This window comes from Agarivorans sp. QJM3NY_30 (assembly GCF_050870855.2).
Classification (GTDB): domain Bacteria; phylum Pseudomonadota; class Gammaproteobacteria; order Enterobacterales; family Celerinatantimonadaceae; genus Agarivorans.
Genome location: NZ_CP194038.2, coordinates 4,766,302 through 4,793,280, shown reverse-complemented (window position 1 = coordinate 4,793,280; position 26,979 = coordinate 4,766,302). Strand labels below are relative to the sequence as shown.

Below are 26,979 nucleotides of genomic sequence, written 5' to 3'. Positions count from 1 at the left end.
TAAGGAAAGGGTGAATCACATGCTTAAGTCCCTCTGCAGTAAAACATTATTGGCTTCGGTCATTATTGCCTTTAGTTCCACGGCTTTGGCCGCAGAGAAAGTTTATAAATTAAAACTCGCCGAAAGCTGGGGGCCCAATTTTCCAGTATTTGGTGACGCTGTGAAAAACATGGTGAAAATGGCCGACGAGATGTCCAATGGGCGTTTAAAAATTCGGGTCGACTCCGCCAACAAACACAAAGCGCCGTTTGGCGTGTTTGATTTGGTGAAAAGTGGTCAATACGATTTAGGTCATTCCGCCTCTTATTACTATAAAGGTAAGGTCCCGAATACTCTCTACTTCACTACGATGCCCTTTGGTATGAATGCCCCTGAGCAACATGCCTGGTTGCAATATGGTGGCGGTCAAGCCTTGATGGATCAGGTTTACGCTGAGCATAACTTGCTGCCCTTTCCTGGCGGGAATACTGGAGTACAGATGGGGGGATGGTTCCGCAAAGAAATTAACTCGGTAGACGATTTAAAGAATCTTAAAATGCGTATTCCCGGATTTGCAGGTGAAGTATTGGCTAAGCTTGGCGCAACACCAGTGAATATTCCGCCCGGTGAGTTATATACCGCCTTAGAGCGGAATACTATCGATGCGCTGGAGTGGGTGGGGCCATCATTGGATCTGCGAATGGGCTTCCATAAAATCGCGCCCTACTACTACATGGGATGGCATGAACCAGCCACTGAGTTAATGTTTATCGCGAATAAGAAAAAGCTTGAAAGTTTACCGAAAGATTTGCAAGCGATCCTTGTGGTCGCGATGCGTAAGGCGGCTTACGACATGTTTATTCATTCCTATGCTGAAAGTGCCAAGAACTGGCAAACCATGTTGCAGGAGTATCCAAATATTCAAGTGAAGACCTTCCCGGTGACGGTGATTAAAGCCTTGAAGGAAGCCAATGATGCATTGCTCCAAGAGAAGGCTGCGAGCGACCCGATGGCCGCTAAGATAATTCAATCGCAGCAGCAATTTATGCAGCAAATACGAGCTTATACTGCCATTTCTGAGCAAGGTTACTTAAATAGTACCCAAGATTTGTAGTGGCTTAAGGCGCTGGCGGCAGTGGCGGCTAGCGCCTCCACCGACAAATTAAAGGGGAGGTGAAAGATGTTGCGTTGGCAACGAGCTATTGATGGTTTCTCTAAAGGAATTGCGTCTCTCACTGCGGTATTGATGCTGTTGATGCTGGTAAATATCTTTTATGACGTGGTGATGCGTTACTTTTTTCGCTCCAGTTCAATTGGTATGCAGGAGCTGGAATGGCACTTATTCTCGGCGATGTTTTTATTGGGAATTGCCTCGACCTTACAGGCCGAAGGACACGTGCGAGTGGACATTATCTATGACAAGTTATCTCGTCGTAAAAAGGCTTGGATAGACAGCTTGGGGGTGCTGCTATTGCTGTTACCATTCTGTGGGTTGATGGTTTGGTACGGATATGACTTCGCCTTGGAGTCTTATCATCTTGGTGAAATTAGTGGTGACCCAGGTGGCTTGGCTTATCGCTGGCTAATTAAAGCGATGATCCCTATTTCAGCGCTATGTGTCGCGTTAAGCGGCCTAGGCATGTTACTCAAAAATTTAATTCAGCTGCGAAATCAGCACTAACTCGTCGTCGCTAAAAGGAAGTTTTCATGATTGGGATTGTCATGTTTTTCGTAGCCTTATGCATGCTATTAACTGGTTTTCCGGTGGCCTTTGTTTTTGGCGGCGTGGCGCTGGTATTTGGGGTTCTTTCCGAAGGCTTCGAGCTATTTGCATTTATGCCCTTTCGTATCATGAGCATCATGCAAAACTCAGTATTAATGGCGGTACCGTTGTTCATCTTTATGGGGATCGTGTTGCAAAAAACACGTCTTGCTGAACAGCTATTGGAAGCGATGGGCCAGCTATTTGGAGGCGTACGCGGTGGTTTAGCGGTATCCACCATTCTAGTTGGCGCGTTGTTGGCTGCATCAACAGGCGTGGTGGGCGCTTCGGTGGTGGCGATGGGGGTTATTTCCTTGCCGGTGATGCTGAAATATAAATATAACAAGGGGCTTGCTACTGGCGTGATCTGTGCCTCGGGCACCCTTGGTCAAATTATTCCGCCGTCGATTATTTTGATTATTCTAGGGGATGTGATGGGAGTTCCGGTTGGCGACCTATTCAAGGCCGCATTAATGCCGGGAGGGGTGCTCGTTGGGGCATTCATTTTATATGTGTTGCTGATTGCCTTTCTCAAGCCTGAAATGGCCCCCGCTTTACCTAAAGATCAAGTTGCTGGGCATGGTCTCAAGCCTTGTTGGAAGGCCTTTAAGGCGATAGCTCCCCCCTTAAGCTTAATGATTGCGGTATTGGGCTCTATCTTCTATGGCATTGCTACGCCCACTGAATCTTCGGCGATTGGTGGTGTTGGCGCTGTTTTGTTGTCTTTGTTATATCGTCAGTTCTCTTGGAAAATTATTTATCAGTCGGCCTTGGAAACGGTTAACGTTACTGCGATGGTGTTCGCTATTTTCATTGGTGCGACGGCTTTCTCGATGGTGTTTTCCTACACCGGTGGCGAAGAGGTCATTGAGCAAGTGATGACCAGCCTTCCTGGAGATAAATGGGGATTCTTGATCTTAACGATGTTAGTCATATTGGTGCTGGGTTTCTTTATCGATTTTGTAGAAATATCGTTTATCGTGGTGCCGATGTTATATCCGGTTGCCGACCTGATGGGGATTAACTTAACTTGGTTTGCGATTTTGATCGCCATGAACTTACAAACTTCTTTTCTTACCCCGCCCTTTGGTTTTAGCTTGTTTTATTTAAAAGGTGTGGCTCCCCCAGCGATTAAAACCACCGATATTTACAAAGGTGTTATTCCGTTTATCGCGCTACAAATTTTAGTGTTGGTATCGCTACTTATTTTCCCCGAGTTTTATGGTTTTTCGGTTTAGCTGAGTTTGAGATGATTGGGCGGCGATTAATCTTTGGTGGTATTTTATTGGGAATAAAGTGATAACAATCCTTGGAAACATGCTGAATCAATCATCCGAAAGGCTCAGGAAGATTTAGTTTAACTCAAACCAAGTGCGAGCACTCAACAGCTTTAGAGACTGTTGAGTGCTTGCAAAGTCTAGAACGAAGTGCGCTTGTAGTGACGGTATTCTGGGCGCCAAAAGCTGGTTTCAATCGTCTGACTTAATACTTCATCAGAGATGGGGATTGCTAAACCCTGTTGCATGGCCGTTTTGGCGACCGCATAAGCGATGTGTTTGCTAACGATGCGAATTTCTTCGAGGGGAGGCAGCAAAGCCCCCTCGCCGTCATTGGCCAACGGTGAGCATTCGGCTAAGGCTCGGCTGCTGGCAATTAACATCTCATCACTGACTCGAGTCGCTTGACTCGCTAAGACGCCAAGGCCAATGCCGGGGAAAATATAACTATTGTTACATTGGGCGATGGGGTAGCTCTGCTCTCCTAGTTTTACTGGAGAAAAGGGGCTTCCGGTCGCCACTAGCGCTTGCCCTTGGGTCCAACGAAGGATGTCTTCGGGAAGTGCTTCAACTCGGCTGGTAGGGTTTGATAAGGGTAATACGATGGGTTTTTCACAGTGCCGATGCATGGTTTCTATGATCGCTTGATTGAATACTCCCGGGGCGCCAGAGACGCCGATCAGCACGGTCGGTTTTGCGTGTTCGACCACATCGAGTAAGGATAGACTGTCACTGCTCAAGCCCCATAGTTGCTGCAGCTCGGCGGGTTGTGCCAGGCGCTGTTGAAAGTCTAACAGGTTGGGCATGTTGCTTTGCAGTAAACCCCAGCGATCGACCATGAAAACTTGGCTGCGGGCTTGTTGTTCACTGATCCCTTCTTCGATCATGGCGCGCACAATCGCTTCGGCGATCCCACAACCGGCTGACCCTGAGCCTACAAAGGTGATCCTTTGTTCGCTTAACGCCGAGTCGGCGGCTTTACAGGCGGCTAATAATGAACCGACGACGACTGCTGCAGTTCCCTGAATATCGTCATTGAAGCAGCACAATTGATCTTTATAGCGTTGTAAGAGTGGCATGGCATTTTTTTGGGCGAAGTCTTCAAATTGGATCAGAGCCTCCGGCCAGCGCACCATCACGGCTTGCATAAATAACTCAATGAACTGAGCGTATTCTTCGCCGCCGATCCGTTGATGACGCCATCCCATATACATTGGGTCATTCAATAGCTGCTGGTTGTCGGTGCCCACGTCCAATACGATGGGTAAGGTGTAGGCTGGGCTGATCCCGCCACACGCAGTGTACAGCGACAATTTACCAATTGGGATCCCCATGCCTCCGATGCCTTGATCGCCCAAGCCTAAGATCCGTTCGCCATCGGTCACCACGATAATCTTTACGTTGTGACGGGTGGCATTGTTCAGTAGTTCATCGATACGGTGGCGATTGGGGTAAGAAATAAATAGCCCCCGAGAGCGACGATAAATATTAGAGAATTGCTCACAGGCCGCGCCTACGGTGGGAGTGTAGATAATTGGCATCATCTCGCTGATATGGTCTTCGACGAGTCGGTAAAACAAAGTCTCGTTGGTATCTTGAATATTGCGTAGGTAAATATGTCGATCAAGATCATTGGTGAAACTTTGGTATTGTTTGTAGGCTCGTTCACTTTGTTCATCGATACTTTCGATGGCTTCGGGCAGTAGTCCCTCTAAGTTAAAGAAAATCCGCTCTTCTTGGCTGAAGGCGCTGCCTTTGTTCAGTAGTGGGGTTTCTAACAGTGCCGGTCCGGCATAGGGTAAGTAAAGTGGGCGTTTTTTATCATCCATATCGACAAGGTCTTTCGCTAAGCACAGAGGAATGGTTATTTTTTCACATTCTGCACGCTAGGTCATGGTTATTTGTATCGAATGTTAGCTTAATGTTGATCGAATGTGGGCTTAATATAGGCGAGCCGGCACCGCTAGTAGATTGGGAAGGCATAACGCTTGGTAAACCAAGTATTACAGCCTGAGCATCTAAAAGCGACAACCGACTAATGTAATTATAAATCACAGCCGCTAAATCGCCAGTCCAATGTTGCGAATATGTTAATTTAATGATGCTTGTCACTATTTGTCGCTTGGCTATCCGTTCCTCAGGATTTAGTAACGGGCTTGAACTTGCTGAGGCATCGCCTTGAGTTGTTGAGTCACCAGCGCTTCCAATATTGCGGAGAGTGGTCTAGGGTTGAATGCTTCGACTTGCTGTAAGGCATAGCCGATGGCTTCGATAGTGGAGAGTCCCTGTGCAATGGCGGTTTTACGTATTTTATATTGGCCTTGAGGCGGGCTGGTAAAGTGAAACTGGGGCAGAGCATGTAACCAAGGGTTGAGGTGCCAGAGTTTTTGCGCTTTACGCCAGGTGCCATCTAAAAATATCAACGTGGGATAAAGCGCAGGCGTATGCAGAGTGGTCTGCTGAGTGAGCGCCAGACACGCCTGTTGTTCGAGGCTTTGACTGTGCTCACTGGGGTAAATTAGCCAATACTGTTGTGGTTGTTGCTCTACAGCTTGGCGTAAGGCGGCGAAATCTTCGGGCTGCTCACCAGATATTAATTGCGCTTGCTCTAAGGCTAAACAAGCTAAGTGAGCAGTACCTTTGGCCTGCTTCTGTTCACTTGGGTGCTGTAAGATAATAAGCGGATGCCGATGCCGACAGTGTTGAATGTATGGGCATAAGCAGTGACTTTGTGGGCGTAAACAGCGGGCGCAATGGGGTCGACTCATGATCTCGATTGATGAATGTTGGCAATGGTTAATTATACCTATCTCGGCTTCAATTGGCATTGTCCGTTAGTGACGGCCCGTTTAAGCGACATCTTTCTGCTGCATCAAAAAGTGACGGAGGTCGCTCGGACAGTGCGCCGATAGATGAATGTATGTTGCTTGTTCGCCTAGCAGATTTGGCCAGGCTTTGAGGGTTCCTTCGGCTAAGCGTGATTCGACACTGATCTGTGGCAATATTGCCCACCCGAGGCCCGCTTGTAGCGCATCGAGTAGCAAGGTTTCACCCATAAACAGATTGCTTTGCTGTGGCTCCCTCATATCGAAAAGCTTTAAATGTGCGTCGAACTGCTGGCGATGATTCACTAGTTTGGGATGTGCCACTTTTACGAGCTGCGCTTGTTTCCAGGGGAATACTTCAGCTGCTGCATGTTGCTTGTTCGCTGAAAAACTAAAGTGTACCGAGTGTTGTTGAGAACCGCTAAAGCGGAGCTCCAATAGCGGATCATAACGATGTAACTGCTGTGCGAGTAAAGTTAACCAAGGGCTGGGAAACCAGGCTTGATAACTGATACTGAGTTGTAAACTTTTGGCCTGTTGCAAGTGCTGACAGTGCCGCTGGAGCTCGGCGTAACGACCCACAATTAGCTCGGCTTGTTCAACTAAGGCTAGGCCTGCGTGGCTTAATTGATAGAACTGACCGGTTTGTACAAATAGACTACAGGCCAGTCGCTGCTGCAGTTGTTCCAGTTGCTCTAGGATCCGCTCGGTGGGCAAAGCTAGCTGCTCGGAACAAGCATTGAGGTCGGCTTGCTTGGCTAAACAAACAAAGCTTTGTAAAGCGGCAAGGGTGGCGTGTTCATCCATCATAAGCGCTCAGTCCTAACAGGTTTAAACAATGGGCGACCTGGCTGTCTCGTTGGCTGCTTAACCATAGTATTTCTATCTCTAATTTGGTTGGTGAAAAATAATTACTCAGATGTAATTCAATTAAGCTGCCATTACGAAAGCTCGCCTCTAACCAATGCCGTGGGGCAAAGGCCCATCCCATACCTAATACCAATAGATCATGAAGGAGCTCGCGATGTTCCAGTTGCCAACAATTGACTCGGTTGAGTTGCAGTTCGATGGGAAGGTGAGGTAAGCAAAGCTGGCGATGGCCTTGTAATTGTTCGACACTAAGTTGTTGGTGTTTACTCAAACTATGCCGTGCAGCGCAGGCCAGGGCTAAGCTAAGATTGCAGTAACGGCGCGAATGGGTTTTTGCAGGTTTTTGCTGACGGGCAACTCGTAAGGCAATATCAATTTCCCCTTGGATTAATTGTTCTGATAGCTGTTGTGAGCCAAGTTGCACTAGTTTTAACTGTTGCAGCGATAGTTCGCTAATAAAGCGTGGATAGTAGTGCAATAGACTTTGACAAGGTACAAACTCATCTATTCCAATGATGATTTGTTGTGGCTGAATCGGGTGTTGTTGGTCACTGAGTAAGTTGTATAGCTGAGAATGTAGTTGTTTCGCTCGTTGATAAAGTAGCTGCCCTTGCGAATTTAGGTTCTGGTAATCGTGATTAAACAACTGGCAGTTAAGCTGGCGCTCAAGTTCTATAAATAGTTGCTTGCGTTGAGTTGCGCTGGTTCGTTCAGGAAAATGATGGCTTTGTTCGTAATATTGTACAAACTGACGCAGTAATTGGATGTTGGGGAGGGCCATCATTACTCGTTATGATCGGGAAGCCTTGTATAAGGCTAGCAGAAAATGATTGCAGAGTAAGCTGTTAGGATAAGCTTTCATCATTTTTGAACGCTGGTTTTTGTTTGTATCTGGAAGGCGGTGAAGTTGTTATTCGTGACCGGTAAGCTGATTTGCTCGCTTGTCTGTTGAATAAAGCTTGTCGGGGATCGCCAAGCGTGATAAATCTAAGTCGAGTGCAGCGCCGCTGTTTGGCGGGCGCGGGCACCAAGCGCTAGCGATTAATTTGCTTGTAAGGAGTGCTTATGAAAAGTGAAATCGATTTTGCAAAAACCGGTTTATTAAATCGTTATTTAGCTGAACGAGAGCAATTTTTGAAAGGGACTTGTTGTTTTGTTCCCGACAGTGAGATTAACTTGAAAGAACAGCAGCACAGCGCGCTGCAACACGCTTATCAACAATCTTGGATTACAATTTTTGAGTATCAACACTGGTCACAACAACTGGATTTGTGATTCGCTATCTTGGTTAATTCGCTGCGCGAGGGTTTCAGCGAATTCGTTTCTGGCAAAGCATAATAGGCTATCGGCAGTTTGATAGCCGCTAGTTGCCGCCGTAAGAATTGATTTAAGCGGTGGCTTGTCAAGCCGTTTGGGCCAGCGATAAACGCTACTGGTCGCTGGCCGTACTCGGCGCTATCTTGTGCCACCACAATCGCCTGCCTAATTTGCGGGTGCTGCAACAAGGCCTGTTCGATTTCTTCTGGCTGGATGTTTTCACCTGCACAGATAAACATATGATTACTGCGACCCAAGGGATAAAGATTATCTTGTTGCATTCGCCCATGATCACCGCTGTTAAACCAGCCCTCTTGGTCGACGACTGGGCAAATCCCACCATTCTGCCAATAGCCGAGAAATAGTGTTTCGCCCCGTAGCAGGATTTGTTGTGCCTCTATTTTGGCTTGTCGGTAGGGCAGTAATTGATAGCCTCGCTGGCCTAATCGATGGTTGCGGGTGGCCACCTGTGAACTCATTTCGCTACTACCATAGGAGCTATAGACCTGAAATCCCCGCTCGAGTGCTGCATCGATGAGTCTATCATTGCAGGCTGCGCCGCCAATTAAGAGCGTGCTTAGCTGCAAATTGGCAGCGTTAAAATCGGGGCGCTGTAATAGCCGGTAAAGTTGCGTTGGTACTAAGGAGACATGGCTGGTGGCGCTGCTCACTAAGTCGGCATACAGTTGGCCCTTGTTCTGTGCCACGACGATCCCGGCCCCCGCTAATAGGCAACGCCATACAATGGCCTGTCCACCAATGTGATAAAGCGGCAAGGATAATAACCATTGAGATTGGGGCACCAGCGGGAGCATGCTGTGCGAACCCAAGGCACTGAAGTAATGATTTGCCCAACTGTGCACCACCGCCTTTGCTGGGCCACTGCTACCTGAAGTAAACACCATGCTTATCGCTTGGCTGGTTTGTATTTGGTCTGGCGAAATTGCCTTTAAATCTCTTTGCTGAGGATTAAATTCAACTCTTTGGCGACCGCTCAGTGTTGCTTGGCTATCAGTCCAATAGAACTTGGCATCAATTCGCTCGCTAAGGCTTTGCAGTTGACTCACTGGGTGATGGTGGTTGAGTGGGCAAAAAATATAGCCTAGTTCTAAACTGGCTAACTGTAGTAGCAACATGCGTAGCTGGTCATCACCAAAACAGCTGAGTCGGTCGCCTCGGCTAAGGCCTTGCCGACGCAGTTGTGCTGCGGTAACGCCCACCATTGCCTGTAACTGTTGATAACTATAGTGCTGTTCGCCAATACTCAGGGCCACCCGGTTCGGGTGTTGTTGGCAAGTCTGATGCAGCGGATGTTGCTGTAGGGGATCGCAATTCATGGCGGCATTATGCCGTACTTGGTGAGCTTTGTCGCCGCTAAGTCGATGCTTGGCGGCGAGTACCCAGTGCAGCAGGTTTGCTGCACTGGGTAAGGTTTAAGCGATTAAGGCTGAGATGCCAAAGAAGGCCGCTACGCTGGCATAGCCGCGCATCAACTTTAGACCATAGGGTGAACGTTGAACCAAGTTTCCAAGCAGATACCCCCCACAAATGATGGCTATCGAACTGGCAATAAAGCCGGCAAAAAATAGCTTCACATCGGCGCTTGCTGGCACCTCATTACCATGCGCTGCACCATGAAGTGCGGCGACAATACAAACCGCAGCGGTCACGGCACTCGCCGAACTGGGCAGTAGCTTGGCCACTAATAGCGCCATCACTAACAGTGAAATGGCGAGACCCGTTTCCAGCATCGGTGGCACAAAACCAAAGCTGGCGACAACGGCGGCTAAAACTAAGGCGAACAGGCTTTGCATTAAGCTGAGTTTGAGTTTGCCCGTTTGACTGGCTAATAGACCAATAAGGCTTAAGGCGAGCAGGTGGTCAAGACCAGTCAGTGGATGTAAGATCCCCGCGCTCAAGCCATTATGAACGCCTTCATGGGCCAAGCTGGGGAAGCTGACCAGGGCGAGTAAACCGATACTAAGTAATTTTTTCATGGGAGATCTCCGTTAAAGGGTTGAATTGGCGAGGTTTGCAGAGCTTTCTTCTAACATGCCTTGCTCGATAATAAAGTTGATGATGTCTTGTAAACCTTGGTTGGTTTTGAGATTGCTAAAAACAAAGGGGCGTTCGCCGCGCATTTTTTTTGCATCGCGATCCATCACGTCCAGCGAGGCACCTACATAAGGGGCCAGATCGGTCTTGTTGATGATCAGTAGGTCAGATTTGGTGATCCCTGGGCCGCCCTTGCGGGGAATTTTATCGCCAGCGCTAACGTCAATCACATACAGGGTTAAGTCGCTCAGCTCTGGACTAAAGGTGGCACTGAGATTATCGCCGCCACTTTCTACCAGCACTAAATCTAGGCCTTGATGCCGACGGTTTAACTCGGCGATTGCAGCAAGGTTCATCGAGGCATCTTCACGGATCGCGGTATGGGGACAGCCACCAGTTTCAACCCCTAAGATTCGATCTTCGGCCAGTGCGTTGTGACGCAACAGAAACTGGGCATCTTCTTTGGTGTAAATGTCGTTGGTTACCACCGCTAGGTTAAAGCGGTCTTTCAGTTCGCGACAAAGGGCGGTCAGTAAGGCGGTCTTCCCCGAACCGACAGGGCCACCGACCCCGACGCGTAAAGTTTGTTTAATGGTCATTTTATATCCTCGATTGGCTCAGTTTCGCCGATTAAGAGCGGAACAAGCGGCAGTATTGGGTTTCGTGAAGGGTGCTGGCCAAACTTAAGGCGGGCAGCGACCCGGTAATTTGTTCAAAGGGCAAAGCCAGGCCATAGGCGCGTGCGGGCGGCAACAAGGGTAGCAACTCGCTAAGTAGCTTTTGGCAGGCGGTTTGCCCGAGCGGTAACGTTTTACCCGCCACCGCTAGTTGGTTTTCTAACCATGTCCATAGGTAGCCATCTGCCAAGTCGTTGAGTGGGATCTGCCAATGTTCACCTGCAACCGCAAACATACTGGTCCAGCTCATCGGTTCATCACTTAATGGCGCGATGATGTCGGCGTCGAGCTGTTGTAATAAAACGCGTAGCGCATTGCCCATTTGAACGTCTTCTAACTCTAACTCCCGAGTCTCTCGGCTGGCGATGAGTTCCAGATTAAGCTGTTCAAAGCGGCGGTAATCTTGTATCGACCAAGCTTGGTATAAAGCCGCGAGCATTGGGATATCCAGACAGGCAAGGCCTGCTTCCAAACAGCCCTGGACCCAAGCTTTTAGCGCGGCGGGGTTAGTCACCCAAGCATTTTCGATGGCGTACTCCAAACCTTGCGAGTAGGCAAACCCTCCCACTGGTAAGCTGGGGCTTACCAGTCGCATGAGTTGCAGTTGCGCCAGACTGGCCATTAGTGACTGTGTCCCGGTAAGTGGCTGTGATAGGCTCCTGTCTCGGGATCAAAGGGGCCTTGGTGTTGCTCCACCCGCAAACCGTACAATTCCACTAAATCTTGCAATACATGGTCGGGTTGAAAACGAACCCAACCCTCGCCAATTTGCAGAGGGGTATGGCGGTTGCCTAGGTGGTAACAGACTTTGGCGAACATCAATGGGTCATCGCTATAAGCGGTGGTGACCAGTTCATCGGCACTTCTAATTTCAACCACTTCACCATTGTCGGCTTCCAGCAGTTGACCATTTTGTAGCACCTGACCGCGTTCTAAGAAGAAGCCAATTTCTTGCTGGGCCTCGGTTTGCGCCTTGATCCGGGCCTTTTTGCGTAACTCGTAGCTCAATACCACGCGGTGATGGACCGGACCATGGTAGTGATGGAGGGTTTGATACACCTTTAACATTCATTCTCTCCTTAAAATAAAAAGTAGCGCTGCGCCAGTGGCAGTTCGGTTGCAGGTTCACATTCCAGTAATTGGCCGTCGGCACGAACTTCATAGGTTTGTGAATCGACTTCCATATGGGGTTGATAGTGGTTATGCACCATGTCTTTCTTGGTGATGTTGCGGGTATTTTTGCAAGCTACCAAGCGACTCTGTAACCCGAGGGTATCCTGTACCTTGGCGTCCAGCGCCGCTTGACTGACAAAGGTGACCCTCGTTTCGCTCATGGCCTTGCCATAGGCGCCAAACATCGGCCGGTAATGAACCGGTTGCGGAGTGGGGATTGAAGCATTGGGATCGCCCATCGGTGCTGCAGCAATTGCCCCACCTTTGATGATGAGTGAAGGCTTTGCGCCAAAGAAGGCTGGTTTCCATAACACCAAGTCGGCTAACTTACCCACCTCCACCGAGCCGACTTCGTGGGCAATACCATGAGTAATCGCTGGGTTGATGGTGTACTTGGCGACGTAGCGTTTAGCGCGGAAGTTGTCGCAGCCTATAGCTTTATCTTCTTCGAGTAAGCCGCGTTGCTGCTTCATCTTATGCGCGGTTTGCCAGGTTCGGGTAATCACCTCGCCGACCCGCCCCATGGCCTGTGAATCGGAAGCAATCATCGAAAAGGCACCTAAATCGTGCAAAATATCTTCAGCAGCAATAGTTTCTTTGCGGATCCGTGAATCGGCAAACGCCACGTCCTCTGGGATTGACGGGTCGAGGTGATGGCATACCATTAACATGTCCAGGTGCTCATCCACGGTATTTACCGTGTAGGGGCGAGTTGGATTAGTTGACGAGGGTAATACATTGTCTAAACCACAAGCGGTAATGATATCGGGGGCGTGACCGCCACCGGCGCCTTCGGTGTGGTAGGTATGGATCACTCGGCCTTTAAAAGCGGCGAGGGTATCCTCTACAAAACCCGACTCGTTTAGGGTATCGGTATGAATGGCCACCTGCACATCGTAGTTTTCGGCCACGGTTAAACAGTTGTCGATAGACATCGGGGTGGTGCCCCAGTCTTCGTGAAGTTTGAGACCCATGGCGCCAGCAACCAGTTGTTCTTCTAGCGGGCGTGGTAAACTGGCGTTACCTTTACCTAAAAAGCCTAGGTTCATGGGAAAGCTGTCAGCCGCTTGCAGCATTTTACCTAAGTGGAAAGGCCCCGGAGTACAGGTAGTGGCATTGGTACCTGTGGCTGGTCCGGTGCCGCCACCTAACATGGTGGTGGTGCCAGACATTAAGGCTTCTTCGATTTGCTGCGGGCAAATAAAGTGAATATGAGAGTCGACTCCGCCAGCCGTTATAATTTGTCCTTCACCGGCGATCACCTCGGTACCGGCACCAATTTCGATATCAATATTATCTTGAATATCCGGATTGCCTGCTTTACCAATGGCCTGAATGCGACCTTCTTTAATCGCGATATCGGCTTTAACAATGCCCCAATGATCAAGGATCAAGGCATTGGTAATCACCGTATCGGGTACCATCGCACAGCTGGCTTGGCTTTGCCCCATGCCGTCGCGGATCACCTTACCGCCGCCAAATTTCACTTCGCTACCATATTGGGCGTAATCTTTTTCGACTTGAATGATGAGTTCGGTATCGCCTAGACGCACCTTGTCACCTAGCGTTGGGCCAAACATCTCGGCGTAGGCGCGTTTATCCATCTTGCTCATGCTTGCTCCTTGGTGTCTAAGGCACCCATTACTTCACCACGAAAACCGTAGACTTCGCGCTTACCACTTAAAGCAACCAGTTCTACTTGGCGACTTTGTCCGGGTTCAAAACGGACTGCGGTGCCTGCTGCAATATTTAGTCGCATGCCAAAGGCGGCCTTACGGTCAAAATGCAGGGCTGGGTTGGTCTCGGCGAAGTGGTAATGTGAACCCACTTGTACCGGGCGATCGCCGCTATTGGCAACATCGATGCTAGTGGTGGCTAAGCCTTGATTGAGCTCTATCCAACCATCTTCAATAATTAGTTCTCCAGGTATCATCTGTCGTTCCTTGTTGTTGGTGCTAGAGGCCAGGCCTAAGGGATCGGGTTATGCACAGTGACAAGTTTGGTGCCATCGGGAAAGGTGGCCTCAACCTGCACTTCAGGGACCATTTCTGCGATGCCATCCATCACTTCATCGCGGCTGAGCAGGGTTCTTCCCCAACTCATTAATTCGGCGACGGTTCGGCCTTCGCGGGCGCCTTCGACGATTTGCGCTGAAAGATAGGCAACGGTCTCTGGATAATTGAGTTTTAGGCCTTTGTCTTTGCGTCGCTCGGCAACCAAAAATGCGGTGAACAGCAGTAGCTTGTCTTTCTCTCTTGGTGTTAATTCCATATTTGCCTCGTAATTTGTGAGTAATTAGGTATTCCAAATGCGTGGTGCTATGGCTTCTCGGCCTAGGGTACATGGGCGGATCAGCGCCCATGCTGCTTCAAATTGCTGACGCACGGTTTCGGCCTGATCGCCTAAATAACGCAAGATAATTAGGCCTCTGACGAGGGTGATCCCCAGCTGTGGACAGCTAAGATGCTCCCGTAAAAGTTCTAATAGTTCGGTTTGCTTGGCCTCACTGAGCTGGTCAACGGTGGCTAGCATACAAGCATAGACATGTTTACTTGCCAGCGCCGCTGGATTGTTGGCACTCACTGCGTTATGAATACGAGTATTCTCGATTAATAGTGGACGCTGCTCGCGATAAACCTTAATCGATTGCAATAATTCACCATGATCAAAGTCTTCATCGCTGGCTTTACGGCCTAAACAGGTGATTTCCCAGGCAATTAATTGGGCATTGCCGTGTAGCTTAAAGTGACTGTCTAAACGGCCTTGAGCGCCATTAAACACGATGGTTTCCGGTGGTAGCCATTCCAAACTGCTATTGGTTTGTAGGTGAAACAACTGTTGTTGACTCTGTTGCTGGCGAGCAAGATTGGAGCGATACAGTTTGCCAGAGGCGGGGGTGGTGAGTAAGACCTTACTGCCTTCGGCACATGTTACGTTCATATGTAACTGGTCACCAGCCACTAAGCCCCCAGGTGGGTGCAATAAGTAAACGTGGCAACAATCGTTTGCTTGCCGCTCAGGGTGAAACGGTCGTTGCACCCGTAATGGGCCAATACTCTGGTTTAAGGTTAAGCGAGTCTTGGCCGCAATTGGCGCAAAACCTAGCTCGAGTTTGGCTAGCCAGCCTTGCTTAATTGGCGCCGGAGTACTGCTGTGCTTGACTTGAGTAAGCTGACTCACATCATTCCTTTTTAGCTAACTAGTTGTTTTTGACCTTATTTATTTAGATAAATACAGCAAGAACCAAACCAGCTTTTCCTGTACTAAGCAGCACTAGCTTGAATGCGTATTGGTCACAAATTCTTATCCTGATCGTGGATCTTTATGGTGCGAGCGCCTTTCTTTGGTGCAATAGATGAATACTTATTAGTCACTAAAATATTTTGGTGCATGTTTTTGAGGCAAATGTTCGATTCTTGTGCATTAGGATCTTGTGTTTCGCTTTGTCTCTGGGATTAACTGATTGTTTTATAATGATTTTGGTTGGTTGGCATGGTCAGTGCTGCAGTTCGACTAGCAATGCATGAGGTATCGCATGCTTTAAAAGCAACAAAAATAGGGAATATAGCAATGACACAACACAATACATGGAAGAAAATAGCCACAGTCGCCAGTGGCGTAGCTTTAGCTTTTTCAATGAGCGCAGCTCAGGCAGCAGATACTATCAAGGTCGGAGTCTTGCACTCCTTGTCAGGCACCATGGCGATCAGTGAAACCACACTGAAAGATACCGTGCTGATGATGATTGACCAACAAAACAAAAAAGGTGGCTTGTTAGGCAAAAAACTGGAACCGGTGGTGGTTGACCCTGCATCTAACTGGCCGTTGTTTGCCGAAAAAGCACGCGAATTACTGGACAAGGATAAAGTGGATGTAATTTTTGGCTGCTGGACTTCAGTGTCGCGTAAGTCGGTGTTGCCTGTGATTGAAGAATTGAATGGCATGTTATTCTACCCAGTACAATATGAGGGCGAAGAAAGCTCTAAAAACGTATTTTATACAGGGGCCGCGCCTAACCAGCAAGCAATCCCTGCCGTGGATTACTTGATGAGTGAAGAAGGCGTTCAACGTTGGGTATTGGCCGGTACCGACTATGTTTACCCACGCACCACCAACAAAATTCTAGAAGCTTACCTCAAGTCTAAAGGGGTCGCGCCTGCTGACATCATGATTAACTACACGCCTTTTGGTCATTCCGATTGGCAAACTATCGTTTCTGATATTAAGAAATTTGGTGGCGCAGGTAAAAAAACCGCGGTGGTTTCAACCATTAATGGTGACGCCAACGTGCCATTCTATAAAGAGTTAGCCAACCAGGGGATATCGGCTGAAGATATCCCTGTGGTGGCTTTCTCGGTGGGTGAAGAAGAGCTGTCTGGTTTTGATACCACTCCTTTGGTGGGTCACCTAGCGGCATGGAATTACTTCCAAAGTGCTGAGAGTGAAGCCAACGATGAGTTTATTGCCGCGTGGAAAGCCTATACTGGCGATGACAAACGCGTGACCAATGATCCTATGGAAGCAACTTATATCGGTTTCCAAATGTGGGCAGAAGCGGTTGAAAAAGCTGGCACGACCGCTACCGATGAAGTCCGAGAAGCGATGTATGGTATTACCGTACCGAATCTCACTGGTGGATATGCCGTGATGAATACCAACCATCATCTGACCAAACCAGTGCTAATTGGTGAAATTCAAGCCGATGGTCAGTTCGATATCGTATGGCAAACCATGGGTGGTGTGATTGGCGATGCCTGGACGAACCATCTTCCTGAAAGTGCCCTGTTAGTTGCTGATTGGACCGCGCCAATTAGCTGTGGCAACTTCAATATTAAGACCGGCCAATGTTCAGGCCAGAACTATTAAGTCGGTTCGCCTGAACAGCTAAGCGCCTCCGGTGCTTAAATGAAAGGCGCGACTGAATTGCTTCGGTAGCGCCTTTTTTAATTGTTATCCATAGAAAGTAGGGATTGTTTTGAGCATATACATATCTCGTTTCTCCGCACTGTTGTTGGCACTTTTATTCAGTAGTGCTTTGTTTGCAGCACCAGCCAGCGATTGGTCACAGACCGTGCAGACTTTAACCACCAAAAAAAACACCCAGAAGCAGCAAGCGATTGAACAGCTTATAGAAACTACCGATCCACGGAATAGTTTAATTTTTCAAAGTCTGTTAGACGCTAACTTGTACTACATCAAATCAAGCAAACAAGTGGTTATCGCTAAGCAGAAAGGTAAGCAATATGCGATTACTTCGGTAATTGATGGCAGTGATTTAGGCACCCTGAAAAAAAAGGCAATTAAGAAAATTACCGTGAATAACAAAATTCGCCGTCAACTGCGCAATGGTTTGGCATTGGTCGGCTTGAATGCAGAGACCAGCGAGCAGCGCATTGCGGCGATCCGCTCGCTAATGAATGACGCAGATAGCTCATATTCTGGGCTCATCGAAAAGCGTATGGTGCTGGAGCAAGATCCGGCGGTGATCGCCAAACTTAAAGAAATGCAGGCGATCATTAACCTGCAATTTGCCGATCTATCGGCGCGTGCCGAGGCTGCCGAACTATTGTCTGGTCAGTTAGACCCTGCCTCACGTAATGTACTGGTAAAACAACAAACAATTGAAAAAGACGCCAAGGTGCTGGCCGCGATTAACGAGTCGATAGCGACCAACCAGCAGTTATTGCAACTGAATAGCGTCGCTGAAAATATCTATTTTGGCTTGAGTTTGGGGGCGGTGTTATTGCTGGCTGCGGTTGGCCTGGCGATTACCTTCGGGGTGATGGGCGTGATTAACATGGCCCATGGCGAAATGATCATGCTCGGCGCCTATACCACCTATGTGGTGCAACAGTTGATGCCTCATCATATCGAATGGTCGCTGTTGGTGGCGATCCCTGCGGCTTTTGTGGTATCGGGGCTGGTAGGGATTTTGATCGAACGAGGGGTGATCCGTTTCTTATATGGTCGTCCGCTAGAAACTTTGTTGGCGACCTTTGGTTTAAGTTTAGTGTTACAGCAGGCGGTGCGCAGCATCTTTGGCCCTTTGAACCAAGCGGTGATTACCCCACAATGGATGAGCGGTTCGTTGGAAATTAACGGCGTGTTGTCGCTGACTTATAACCGCCTGTACATCATTATTTTCAGTTTTATGGTGGTTGCCCTGTTATGGACCATTTTGCGCAAGACCTTTTTCGGTCTGCAAATGCGGGCGGTGACGCAAAACCGAGCGATGGCCAATTCAATGGGGATCCGCTCGAGTTGGGTGGATGCCATGACCTTTGGCTTGGGCTCGGGCATTGCTGGTATTGCTGGAGTGGCCTTAAGTCAGTTGACCAATGTTGGCCCGAATTTGGGGCAAAATTACATTATCGATTCCTTTATGGTGGTGGTATTTGGCGGTGTGGGTAACCTGTTTGGTACGGTGATTGGAGCTCTGACCTTAGGGGTTGCGAACAAGTTAATGGAACCTTTTGCTGGCGCAGTCTTAGCCAAGATTTTGGTGCTGGTTTTCATCATTCTGTTTATTCAAAAGCGTCCTCGAGGTTTATTTGCCTTGAAAGGTCGTACGGTGGAGGACTAGTTCATGCCGAAGTCAGTATTAGTTCGATTTTTAGTGAAAGACAAAGTTGGCAACGCCATGTTGCTGGCCTTGTTATTGTCGGCGGTTTTAGTGCCCTTCATGAGCCTGGCACTTAGCCCGGAAAACCCACTCCATCTTAGCTCTTATTGGGTTACCCTGTTAGGCAAGTATCTGTGTTATGCCTTGCTCGCGCTGGCGGTGGATTTAGTGTGGGGCTATTGCGGCATCTTAAGTTTGGGGCACGGTGCATTTTTTGCCTTGGGTGGCTACGCCATGGGTATGTACTTGATGCGACAAATTGGCGACCGTGGGGTATACGCCAACCCAGAGCTACCAGATTTTATGGTATTTCTCGATTGGTCGGCGTTGCCTTGGTACTGGTTTGGTTTTGATTGGTTTCCCTTTGCCATGTTAATGGTGTTTTTAGCACCGGGTATTTTGGCCTTTATTTTTGGTTACCTGGCTTTTCGCTCCCGAGTGACCGGCGTGTATTTGTCGATTATTACCCAGGCCCTGACCTACGCCCTGATGTTGGCATTTTTCCGCAACGACATGGGTTTTGGTGGTAACAACGGCTTAACCGATTTTAAAGATATTCTTGGTTTTAGTTTGCAGGCGGAGAGTACCCGTGCGGTATTGTTTGCTTTGAGTGCGTTGGCATTAGCGCTGGCTTATCTGCTTTGTCGCTGGATTGTTAATTCCAAGCTGGGGCGAGTATTAATTGCGGTGCGCGATAGTGAAAGCCGGACGCGCTTTATCGGTTACCGGGTGGAACGTTTCAAATTGTTTGTATTTGTGGTTTCGGCGATGTTAGCGGGGGTTGCGGGGGCGCTGTATGTGCCACAGGTTGGTATTATTAACCCTGGCGAATTTGCACCGCTCAACTCGATTGAGAGCATTGTTTGGGTGGCAGTAGGTGGTCGCGGCACTTTATTTGGCGCCATCTTTGGCGCACTGTTGGTGAACTTTGGTAAGTCTTGGTTTACGGGCGCTTTCCCCGAGCTGTGGTTGTTTTTCTTAGGCGGTTTATTTGTGGTGACGACTTTGTGGCTTCCCAAGGGCGTCGTGGGCTTATATGCCAGTATTAAGGCCAAGTTCGCCGCTCATTCTGCGCGAAAGCCTGTAATGACAACTTCCGATAGTCAAGCAAACGCACAAGCTAGCCCAACAGCTAAATCGGGCAAAAAAAGTGAAGGAGTGGTGAATGCGTAGCGTACATATTCCTCAAGACACAATCTTATATGTGGACGGTGTCAGCAAAAGCTTCGACGGCTTTAAAGCCTTGAATAGTTTGTCGTTGATCCTTGAGCCGGGTCAAATGCGGGCGATTATTGGCCCCAATGGCGCGGGTAAAACCACCATGATGGATGTGATTACTGGCAAGTTGCGTCCCGATGAAGGCTCGGTATTTTTTAATAATGATGTGGACCTGACTCAATATGATGAAGCTGAAATTGCTAATTTGGGAATTGGTCGTAAGTTTCAAAAACCGTCGGTGATTGAAAATCTCTCGGTCTTTGAAAATCTTGAATTAGCCCTCGCTGGGCATCGAGGGGTGTTTGAATCCTTGTTGCATAAACTCTCCAGGCGTGCTCATAAAACCATTGACGATACGCTGGCCTTAATCCGCTTAGCCGATAAACAAGATTGGCAGGCAGGCTCGCTGTCGCATGGACAAAAACAGTGGTTGGAAATTGGCATGTTAATTATGCAGGAACCGCAGTTGTTACTTATCGATGAACCGGCTGCTGGGATGACCGATGAAGAAACCGCTTTAACCGCCGAGTTATTTAAACAACTGGCCAAGAAGCACTCGCTGGTGGTGGTTGAACATGACATGGATTTTGTAAAAGCCCTCGATTGTCCGGTTACGGTATTACATGAAGGTTCGGTATTAGCTCAAGGCACTCTTGAGCAGGTACAGCAAAACCAGCAAGTGATTGAAGTTTATTTAGGGCGCTAGGAGGTCGTAATTGATGTTGGAATTTTGTCAATCAGGCTGCCATCACAGTGCCGCCAGCCAAGCGTTATGTAAGGTGGATAAATGTTAGAACTTTCTCAAGTGAATAGTCACTATGGCGCTAGTCAGGCGCTATACAGTGTGGATTTGAACGCTGAAGCGGGCAAGATCAGCTGTGTACTGGGTCGTAATGGGGTGGGCAAAACCACCTTGCTGAAGGCGCTGGCGGGCCAACAAGCAATTAGTGCCGGTCGCATCATGTTTAACGGTAAAGATATTAGTAAACTGTCGGCCGCACAGCGTGCCAAGCAAGGCATTGCCATTGTGCCGCAGGGGCGCGAAATATTTGGTCAGTTAACGGTTCTGGAAAACTTGAAAACTGGTTTTTCGGTGCTGCCGAAGTCGGAACGTTTTATTCCCGATGAAATTTTTCGTTTGTTTCCAGTATTGAAGCAAATGCTCAGCCGTCGCGGCGGTGATTTATCGGGCGGGCAGCAACAACAACTGGCGATTGCTCGGGCCTTAATTATGCAGCCAAAGTTGTTGATGCTCGATGAACCTACTGAAGGCATTCAGCCTTCAATTATTAAAGATATTCAAAAAGTACTGGCGCTGCTGCGCGATCGCGGTGAAATGGCGATTGTATTGGTAGAGCAGTACTTTGATTTTGCGGTGGCTTTGGCCGACCATTACACCGTACTCGATCGAGGTAATGTGGTCTTGCAAGGTCGTAAAGAGGACGTCGATGAGGCGGATGTAAAACGTTGGATGAGTGTTTAAGTTTTTAGCCACTTTAAGCGACACTGATCAAGCCGCTCTATTGAGTGGTTTTTTTGTCGCTATTGTTTGGCCTAACGTTACGCTTGGAGCTTGATCGTTGCGTTTCATGAGGCTGCGGGTCAGAGGTATGATTTAGTCAAAGATCACGTTTAATTCAATCTTGCTCACGCTGGTAGATGATAAACCTGCGTTGTTAAATATTTAAAGTTATAATGCTCAATATCTTGGGCTGTGATGGAGAATCAAGCCAAGAATTCTCATCGATTGACTTTGTCGATGATCATATTGTTCAATGCCCACCGTGACATCGTGTCGACCGCCGTTAGGCGGGCATAGCTGTTTCTTTTTCCCAATAGAGGTTATGAATGTTTAAAAAAATATCCCTGAAAAATAAACTCGCCATTTCTGCTAGCTTGGCGATTATTTTGGGTGGATTACTAGTAGAAGCTTTATCATTCAGGGCATCTTTGTCGCGCCTCGATTATGATGTGGAGCAGCGACTACTTAGCTCTTCGACTGCTTATAATCAATACGTAAGCAATTGGTTGCTATCTAAAGAACGGGCTTTGACATCTTTGAGTGAAGCCGCTCAAGAGCAACAACTGGTACTGCATTTACAACAAATTCGTGATTCGGGAGCCTTCGATAATGTGTTCCTCGCATATCCCGATGGTTCGCAAAAAAATGCCAATGGCGTGGTATTGCCAGCCGGCAACAATGACCCGCGTCAGTGGGGGTGGTATATCAATGCGAAGGCCAAGCCGAGTGAAGTTTTTATGGATAACCCAACCGTAGCCGCGGCCACTGGGGCCAATGTGGTGTCATTGGGTAAAGCTTTAAGGCTGAATGGTCAACAAGTAGTCTTGGGCGCAGATGTTGAAATTACCGATATTATGAATACTCTGGATAAAGTGATTTTACCGGGCCAAGGGGACATGTTCATCGTGAACCAGCAAGGCCAGTTTTTCGTGTATTCAGACACTAAGTTATTAAATAAATCGGTGGCAGAGCGGGGTTTAAACTACGCAGATATCCAAAATGCATTGCGTGTCGGTAAAACTGCCTCGGTGAATATCCAGGGTGAGCAGTTTGTTTTATTTGCTAAAGCTATCGTCGGTACTAATTTGGCGACGGTGATTGTGGTGAATCACGATTCGTTGGTTAAGCCCTTGTTTGCAGCAGTTTGGGGACAAGTGATGGCGACTCTGGCGGTTGTGGTTGTGTGTGTCATTTTATTCAATTTGTTGTGTAACATCTTATTCAAACCATTGGGGCGAGTGTCGAGTGCCTTAGCCGAGTTTGCTCAAGGCAGTGGTGATTTAACTCAGCGGATCGATATCGATAATCAAGATGAAGTGGGTGAGCTGGCCAATAACTTTAATATTTTTGTCTCAAGTCTGCAGCAGCTGATCAGCCATGTGCAGCAGCAGTCGATCCAGTTAACACAGCAATCAGAATTAGGTATTCGTAGCGCCAATGAGACGGTTGCAGAAATTGAAGGCCAGCAGCAAGAAATTGTTATGGTTGCGACTGCTGTGACCGAGATGGCCTCGGCCACAGTCGAGATCGCCTCGCATGCGGATAGAACAGCACAGGCCACTCACGATTCGGCAAGTAGCACAAACCATGGTCATGAGTTGGTGGTGAATAGCAAGGCTTCGATCAACCGGCTGGCCAACGAGGTGACGGAAGCAAGTTCGGTGATCGCCGATTTAAGTCAACATGCCATGGAAATCAGTACTGTATTAACCACAATCCAAGGGATTGCCGAGCAGACCAACTTACTGGCTTTAAATGCGGCGATTGAGGCAGCTAGAGCTGGAGAACAGGGGCGTGGTTTCGCAGTGGTTGCCGACGAGGTTCGAGTATTATCGCAACGCACGCATACTTCTACCGAAGAGATTAAAGCCACCATCGATCTGCTACAAAAAACTAGCGAGCGCGCTGTCTCGCTGATGGCTAGTAGCTCTGAGCTAGCTAGCGGATCGGTGGATGATGCCGATAAGGCGAGTGATGCCTTGGAAGAAATCACTGCTTCGGTGACGTTAATTCGAGACATGGCTACTCAAATTGCGACCGCCGCAGAAGAGCAAACTCATGTTTCAAATGAAATTTCACAAAATGTAGTGGCGATCCAAGATGTGACTGAAAACCTGATCTCGAGAGCGAATAATAGCTTAAAACAATCACAAGCCTTACAAACGCATGCCGAAGAACTCAATAGCGATGTTAAAACTTTTAAATTGTAAGCCGTGATAGTGTGTTTAAAGGGACGCATTGCGTCCCTTTGATTTAGGGAGTGTGACTGTCCTGTGCAGCGATAGACATTGTTATCGGTATCGAGCGGGTGTGTTTCGAGATTGGCCGGGTGATAATTTACCCAGAGCGTTTTAGTGGACAATAAGTAAAGATGTAATCATTTGATTTATAAGTTAAAAATAACTTACTACCTTGTGGCCCGAAAATTGTTTCAGTGAATTAAACAAGAGTCTTCTACGGAGTGAGTTATGGACGAGCAAGCAAAGGGAAGTTCAGTCCCTTTTAAACCTTTATTCGACACCACTCGGTTTTTCAGCCGCAATGTTAATCGGCTACAGAGCCAATTATCCTCTTATCAGCAATCGTTTTTACAGTCCTCGCCCTTCGGGCAGCATCTGGATTCCGTGAAGGACTGGACCCAACAACGTCGTAACACCTTTCACCAACAGTTAGATTCAAGCGTTCAGGAATCTGCCGTCGTCGCCAACAATAAAGGCAGAGAAATGCTTAAGTTTAAGAGCAGCCAGGATGACTGGCTACCTCAACGTATCCAAAAAGCGGTGTTTAATAAGGGCGTTGATGTATTGGCCGATAATAGCGAACGTTTGCTTCGATACGGGAAAGGTTATGCCAGTGGTGTGGGCGATAAAATGCCTTCTAAAACAATGGAACGTTATCATCCTGGCAATATTGCAAGGCTCTTTACTCAGCCGGATCAGTCAATGCGCTATTTACAGCAGCGTAAAGCCCAGTTGTTGCAGCCGTGGGAGCTGTATCAGAGTCCAACTAAGTTTGGTAAGCAGAAAATGGGGGAAGCTAAACGTACTTTTTGGAATATGCATGAGCGGTATCAGGAGTTGGACTCTGGAAACAAGCTGGCCCACGGTGGTCGAGCCGCTGTCGATTATACTCAGGAAAAAATTGCACCGGTGTTAGGCTCTAGTTTATTGGCATTCTCGCTCTACCATCGTTACCAACAGCGGCAAAATACCAATCAGGCGATGGACCGAATGTTTCCTCGGCAAACCCGCGTGGGTAAAACGGCCCGCTTCCTACCGACCCGGATGATGTTCACCAAGCCTCTCTCAAGGGTGGTTGGTAACCCTCGTTTGTCCTTAGCCTTATTGACTTATGGTGCGCTGACAGGCGTCGGGCAGAGTATAAAAGACAGCATGGACTTACAGCATTCGGCGCCGAATACCTTTAGTCGCTTAAAACAGGATAACCGCGAAATGTATAAGTCGTCTTTTCAGCGGGACTTACAGAGTTCGGTGCAGAACACCAGCAGGACCCGCTCTCAGTCGACAGATTTGACTGGACACAAATAGTCTAAGCTACGAGCTTGTTTGTTGCAGCTTGAAGCAAGGCATGATTCCCTTATCAAGTGAAATAGACAGCACCGAAAGCGCTGTCTATTTCATGGTTTTACAAAGAGCGTCTAACTACTCTTGGTGATGGCAGCTAGCTATAAGTGATTTGTCTTAATTGATAGTTGATGGTTATGGTTGATGATCATTTTTTAGTGTAAAACTTTGCTAAATTTGAGTTAAAACTTATGTCTTTATATGGTCAATACCAGTAGCCTGTGTTGGTAGAAGTGTTTAGCAGACAAAGAGTGACTGTGGGTCCTTGGTGCGATAGTAAAAGCATCTGATAGTGAAATACTGCAAGAAATCGAAGCGCATGATATTTGCTGCTGTGAAGGCTTTGGCTGCTGCCGCTTTTGTAGGTTTCGGTGTGCGAGGTTTTGGGCGAAACACCTTGTTTTCAATTAAATCTCAACATGGATGCACTCGGCTTATGTTCTCTTATGGAAACCAATTTGGTTTCGGGAATGAATCATGGGACTCGTTATTTCCTAAAAGCTTGCGAAATTGCGGATCAGATGCCGTACGATGAGGTGATCTGCATGATGCTCGATGAGTGTGTCGCCAGGGCGAGCTTAGACAAAGCATTGAGCCCCCTTGTCAAACCACATGCCCTAAGCTGCGCAGTGTAACTAAGTCCTTGCCGTGAAATATAGCGATGGATATCAGCATTACTTCTTTTCTTTTTTTGCCAGAATTACGCAAACACTTGAAAAGCTCAGGTCGCAGCATCGGGGATATAAAATATTGCGGAACGGATGATTTCTCCGTTGGTTGCGCACAGTTTGCTGGGGATTTTGCTTGAGTGGTGTTTAGACTGCGGTTTAAACCGTTATCGTTAGCCACTGTCTGCAGCGCAAAATTGCTTAGTGTTGGATTCTGCTGCGATATGTTGACGTATTAATTTGGCCGAATCAGAAGCGTTGGCTTGGCAAACAAATAAGCCGATTTGCTCATAGCCTCCCATCATCTGAGTTTTGGGCAGAAACTCGATGTATAAACCACAGCCAGGCCCGTTATTCACAATCATATTATAGGCAGGGCTCATCCCCATCTGTTCCATCAGGTGCATGATTGCTCGAATCGCCTGTTGTATACCCAGCACTAATTGCTGTTGCTGTTGTTGATTGAGTTGGTGTAGGTAGCGTTTTTCGTTGTCTTTAAAGATCAAAAGCATGTCTAGTGGTCTTTTCATGAAGTAAGGCACGATTAGTTGTACCTCGCCATAGTCTTTTACTAATAGCTTTTTAGGATTTTCGTCAATCATGTACTGACTGAAGGGGCGGTTATGACGTTTTCTAAAACGTAGGTTATTAAAAAAATGCTGTGGCAAAATATTGCTATAAGCGATCTGTTGATGACCATGGCTCAGCGAGGCCCCAGCGGTGGCACCATAGTTTTTTATAATTGAGACATATCCGCTGACCACCTGTTGTTCCACTTTGCTTTCGGAACGAGACATAAAATCGGTGGGTTGATGCAGCAAGCTTTGCTCTAAAGCTGCCAATCGCTGAAAGCTAATCATGGCGTCAGCATAGGGCAAGTTATGCCAGTCGAGTTCGTGGATCGACGAGGTCCACTGTAAGAGGTGAAAGCCATAGGAGGCGCGACCATTGTGGTAAGGATCTTGATGCTGAAAGTAGTCTGCGGCTTCTTGAGGTAATTCCTTGATCGGATGAAAGATAGGGTACAGGTTTTTATTGATAAAGGTAAAACCTTGACTGTGTTCGGCAATATCTAAAATATCGGCGCTTTTACCTTCACAGATAGGGCACGCTTGGTTGGTATTTACGTTTATCGGCGGGCTGGTTGTATGGATCCGTTTGGCGCGCGCTGAATTATAGATAATTAAATTGCCGTTGCGCGGGTCGATTTGGCAGATCCCATCGGGCGCAAATTTTTGCAATTGAGGATCATTGCTAATGTTCTTTAGCAGATGTTCAAAGTTTAGCTGGCTCACGTCTTGGCATAGTGCTATCGATTGAGCCCAAGCAAGCGGAAGTTGTTGCCGCATCGCATTCTCCATAACTCTGCAAGTGATTGATGTTTGGTGCCTTAATTATAGTTGAATACGCTTATGATGCAGGCTCTCTCG

The 26,979-nt window shown here is 47.8% G+C and carries 25 protein-coding genes; 11 read left to right on the top strand and 14 right to left on the bottom strand.

All coding sequences use genetic code 11. From position 1 onward, the window contains the following. The first annotated feature begins 19 nt into the window (after positions 1-19). The 3 genes from ACRRSX_RS21800 to ACRRSX_RS21790 all read left to right on the top strand — a co-directional run bounded on the left by ACRRSX_RS21800 (position 20) and on the right by ACRRSX_RS21790 (position 2,979). The gene (locus ACRRSX_RS21800) at positions 20-1,093 is read left to right on the top strand and encodes a TRAP transporter substrate-binding protein (RefSeq protein ID WP_432455496.1); all 1,074 of its coding nucleotides are present in this window, start codon (positions 20-22) and stop codon (positions 1,091-1,093) included. A 66-nt stretch (positions 1,094-1,159) separates the two neighbouring features. Beyond that, positions 1,160-1,660, top strand: a complete 501-nt coding sequence (locus tag ACRRSX_RS21795) for a TRAP transporter small permease subunit (protein ID WP_432455497.1) — start codon at positions 1,160-1,162, stop codon at positions 1,658-1,660. 26 nt (positions 1,661-1,686) lie between these two features. Continuing rightward, positions 1,687-2,979, top strand: a complete 1,293-nt coding sequence (locus ACRRSX_RS21790) for a TRAP transporter large permease (protein ID WP_432455498.1) — start codon at positions 1,687-1,689, stop codon at positions 2,977-2,979. A 179-nt stretch (positions 2,980-3,158) separates the two neighbouring features. Here ACRRSX_RS21790 and ACRRSX_RS21785 read toward each other — a convergent pair whose 3' ends face one another. From ACRRSX_RS21785 to ACRRSX_RS21770, 4 genes are all read right to left on the bottom strand, one after another. After that, positions 3,159-4,847 (bottom strand): NAD-dependent malic enzyme, encoded by a 1,689-nt coding sequence (locus ACRRSX_RS21785; protein WP_432455499.1) that lies wholly within the window; start codon positions 4,845-4,847, stop codon positions 3,159-3,161. Between the two features lie 315 nt (positions 4,848-5,162). Beyond that, positions 5,163-5,786, bottom strand: coding sequence for a tRNA-uridine aminocarboxypropyltransferase (locus ACRRSX_RS21780; protein ID WP_432455500.1), 624 nt, complete (start codon positions 5,784-5,786; stop codon positions 5,163-5,165). An 81-nt stretch (positions 5,787-5,867) separates the two neighbouring features. Beyond that, a complete protein-coding gene (locus ACRRSX_RS21775) occupies positions 5,868-6,653 on the bottom strand; it encodes a hypothetical protein (protein WP_432455501.1) in 786 nt (261 codons plus the stop codon). Beyond that, positions 6,643-7,497, bottom strand: coding sequence for a substrate-binding domain-containing protein (locus ACRRSX_RS21770; protein ID WP_432455502.1), 855 nt, complete (start codon positions 7,495-7,497; stop codon positions 6,643-6,645). Before ACRRSX_RS21770 ends, ACRRSX_RS21775 begins: the two co-directional genes overlap by 11 nt. 281 nt (positions 7,498-7,778) lie before the next feature. Between ACRRSX_RS21770 and ACRRSX_RS21765 the strand changes: the two genes are divergently transcribed. Further along, on the top strand, positions 7,779-7,988 hold the full coding sequence (locus tag ACRRSX_RS21765; RefSeq protein ID WP_432455503.1) for a hypothetical protein: 210 nt from the start codon (positions 7,779-7,781) through the stop codon (positions 7,986-7,988). Here the strand turns inward: ACRRSX_RS21765 and menE are convergent. From menE to ACRRSX_RS21720, 9 genes are all read right to left on the bottom strand, one after another. Beyond that, the gene (menE, locus tag ACRRSX_RS21760; protein ID WP_432455504.1) at positions 7,958-9,367 is read right to left on the bottom strand and encodes an o-succinylbenzoate--CoA ligase; all 1,410 of its coding nucleotides are present in this window, start codon (positions 9,365-9,367) and stop codon (positions 7,958-7,960) included. The two genes, ACRRSX_RS21765 and menE, sit on opposite strands and share 31 nt — an antisense overlap. 96 nt (positions 9,368-9,463) lie before the next feature. Beyond that, positions 9,464-10,027, bottom strand: coding sequence for a HupE/UreJ family protein (locus tag ACRRSX_RS21755; RefSeq protein WP_432455505.1), 564 nt, complete (start codon positions 10,025-10,027; stop codon positions 9,464-9,466). 12 nt (positions 10,028-10,039) lie between these two features. Continuing rightward, positions 10,040-10,684 carry an urease accessory protein UreG gene (gene ureG, locus ACRRSX_RS21750; protein ID WP_432455506.1) on the bottom strand — a complete coding sequence of 215 codons (645 nt, stop codon included), beginning with the start codon at positions 10,682-10,684 and terminating at the stop codon, positions 10,040-10,042. Between the two features lie 31 nt (positions 10,685-10,715). Beyond that, the gene (locus ACRRSX_RS21745; protein ID WP_432455507.1) at positions 10,716-11,384 is read right to left on the bottom strand and encodes an urease accessory protein UreF; all 669 of its coding nucleotides are present in this window, start codon (positions 11,382-11,384) and stop codon (positions 10,716-10,718) included. Next, positions 11,384-11,830, bottom strand: coding sequence for an urease accessory protein UreE (gene ureE / locus ACRRSX_RS21740; RefSeq protein WP_432455508.1), 447 nt, complete (start codon positions 11,828-11,830; stop codon positions 11,384-11,386). Before ureE ends, ACRRSX_RS21745 begins: the two co-directional genes overlap by 1 nt. Positions 11,831-11,841: 11 nt before the next feature. Further along, positions 11,842-13,548, bottom strand: coding sequence for an urease subunit alpha (gene ureC, locus ACRRSX_RS21735; RefSeq protein WP_432455509.1), 1,707 nt, complete (start codon positions 13,546-13,548; stop codon positions 11,842-11,844). Further along, on the bottom strand, positions 13,545-13,868 hold the full coding sequence (locus ACRRSX_RS21730; RefSeq protein ID WP_432455510.1) for an urease subunit beta: 324 nt from the start codon (positions 13,866-13,868) through the stop codon (positions 13,545-13,547). The genes ureC and ACRRSX_RS21730 overlap by 4 nt, the downstream gene beginning before the upstream one ends. A 35-nt stretch (positions 13,869-13,903) precedes the next feature. Beyond that, positions 13,904-14,206, bottom strand: coding sequence for an urease subunit gamma (ureA, locus tag ACRRSX_RS21725; protein ID WP_432455511.1), 303 nt, complete (start codon positions 14,204-14,206; stop codon positions 13,904-13,906). A 24-nt stretch (positions 14,207-14,230) separates the two neighbouring features. After that, a complete protein-coding gene (locus tag ACRRSX_RS21720; RefSeq protein ID WP_432455512.1) occupies positions 14,231-15,115 on the bottom strand; it encodes an urease accessory protein UreD in 885 nt (294 codons plus the stop codon). Positions 15,116-15,505: 390 nt separating this feature from the next. On the opposite strand from ACRRSX_RS21720, the gene urtA reads away from it, so the two are divergent. From urtA to ACRRSX_RS21685, 7 genes are all read left to right on the top strand, one after another. Then, positions 15,506-16,801, top strand: coding sequence for an urea ABC transporter substrate-binding protein (gene urtA, locus ACRRSX_RS21715; RefSeq protein WP_432455513.1), 1,296 nt, complete (start codon positions 15,506-15,508; stop codon positions 16,799-16,801). 109 nt (positions 16,802-16,910) lie between these two features. Further along, positions 16,911-18,518: an urea ABC transporter permease subunit UrtB gene (gene urtB, locus ACRRSX_RS21710; RefSeq protein ID WP_432455514.1), complete on the top strand. Its 1,608-nt coding sequence runs from the start codon at positions 16,911-16,913 to the stop codon at positions 18,516-18,518. A gap of 3 nt (positions 18,519-18,521) precedes the next feature. Then, the gene (gene urtC, locus ACRRSX_RS21705) at positions 18,522-19,730 is read left to right on the top strand and encodes an urea ABC transporter permease subunit UrtC (RefSeq protein ID WP_432455515.1); all 1,209 of its coding nucleotides are present in this window, start codon (positions 18,522-18,524) and stop codon (positions 19,728-19,730) included. Next, the gene (urtD, locus tag ACRRSX_RS21700; RefSeq protein WP_432455516.1) at positions 19,723-20,481 is read left to right on the top strand and encodes an urea ABC transporter ATP-binding protein UrtD; all 759 of its coding nucleotides are present in this window, start codon (positions 19,723-19,725) and stop codon (positions 20,479-20,481) included. Before urtC ends, urtD begins: the two co-directional genes overlap by 8 nt. 81 nt (positions 20,482-20,562) lie before the next feature. Continuing rightward, the gene (urtE, locus tag ACRRSX_RS21695; RefSeq protein WP_432455517.1) at positions 20,563-21,258 is read left to right on the top strand and encodes an urea ABC transporter ATP-binding subunit UrtE; all 696 of its coding nucleotides are present in this window, start codon (positions 20,563-20,565) and stop codon (positions 21,256-21,258) included. Between the two features lie 365 nt (positions 21,259-21,623). Further along, the gene (locus tag ACRRSX_RS21690) at positions 21,624-23,507 is read left to right on the top strand and encodes a methyl-accepting chemotaxis protein (RefSeq protein WP_432455518.1); all 1,884 of its coding nucleotides are present in this window, start codon (positions 21,624-21,626) and stop codon (positions 23,505-23,507) included. A 258-nt stretch (positions 23,508-23,765) separates the two neighbouring features. Then, on the top strand, positions 23,766-24,845 hold the full coding sequence (locus ACRRSX_RS21685) for a hypothetical protein (protein ID WP_432455519.1): 1,080 nt from the start codon (positions 23,766-23,768) through the stop codon (positions 24,843-24,845). Positions 24,846-25,722: 877 nt separating this feature from the next. On the opposite strand, the gene ACRRSX_RS21680 is transcribed toward ACRRSX_RS21685, so the two are convergent. After that, on the bottom strand, positions 25,723-26,898 hold the full coding sequence (locus tag ACRRSX_RS21680; protein WP_432455520.1) for a hypothetical protein: 1,176 nt from the start codon (positions 26,896-26,898) through the stop codon (positions 25,723-25,725). Positions 26,899-26,979: the final 81 nt, after the last annotated feature.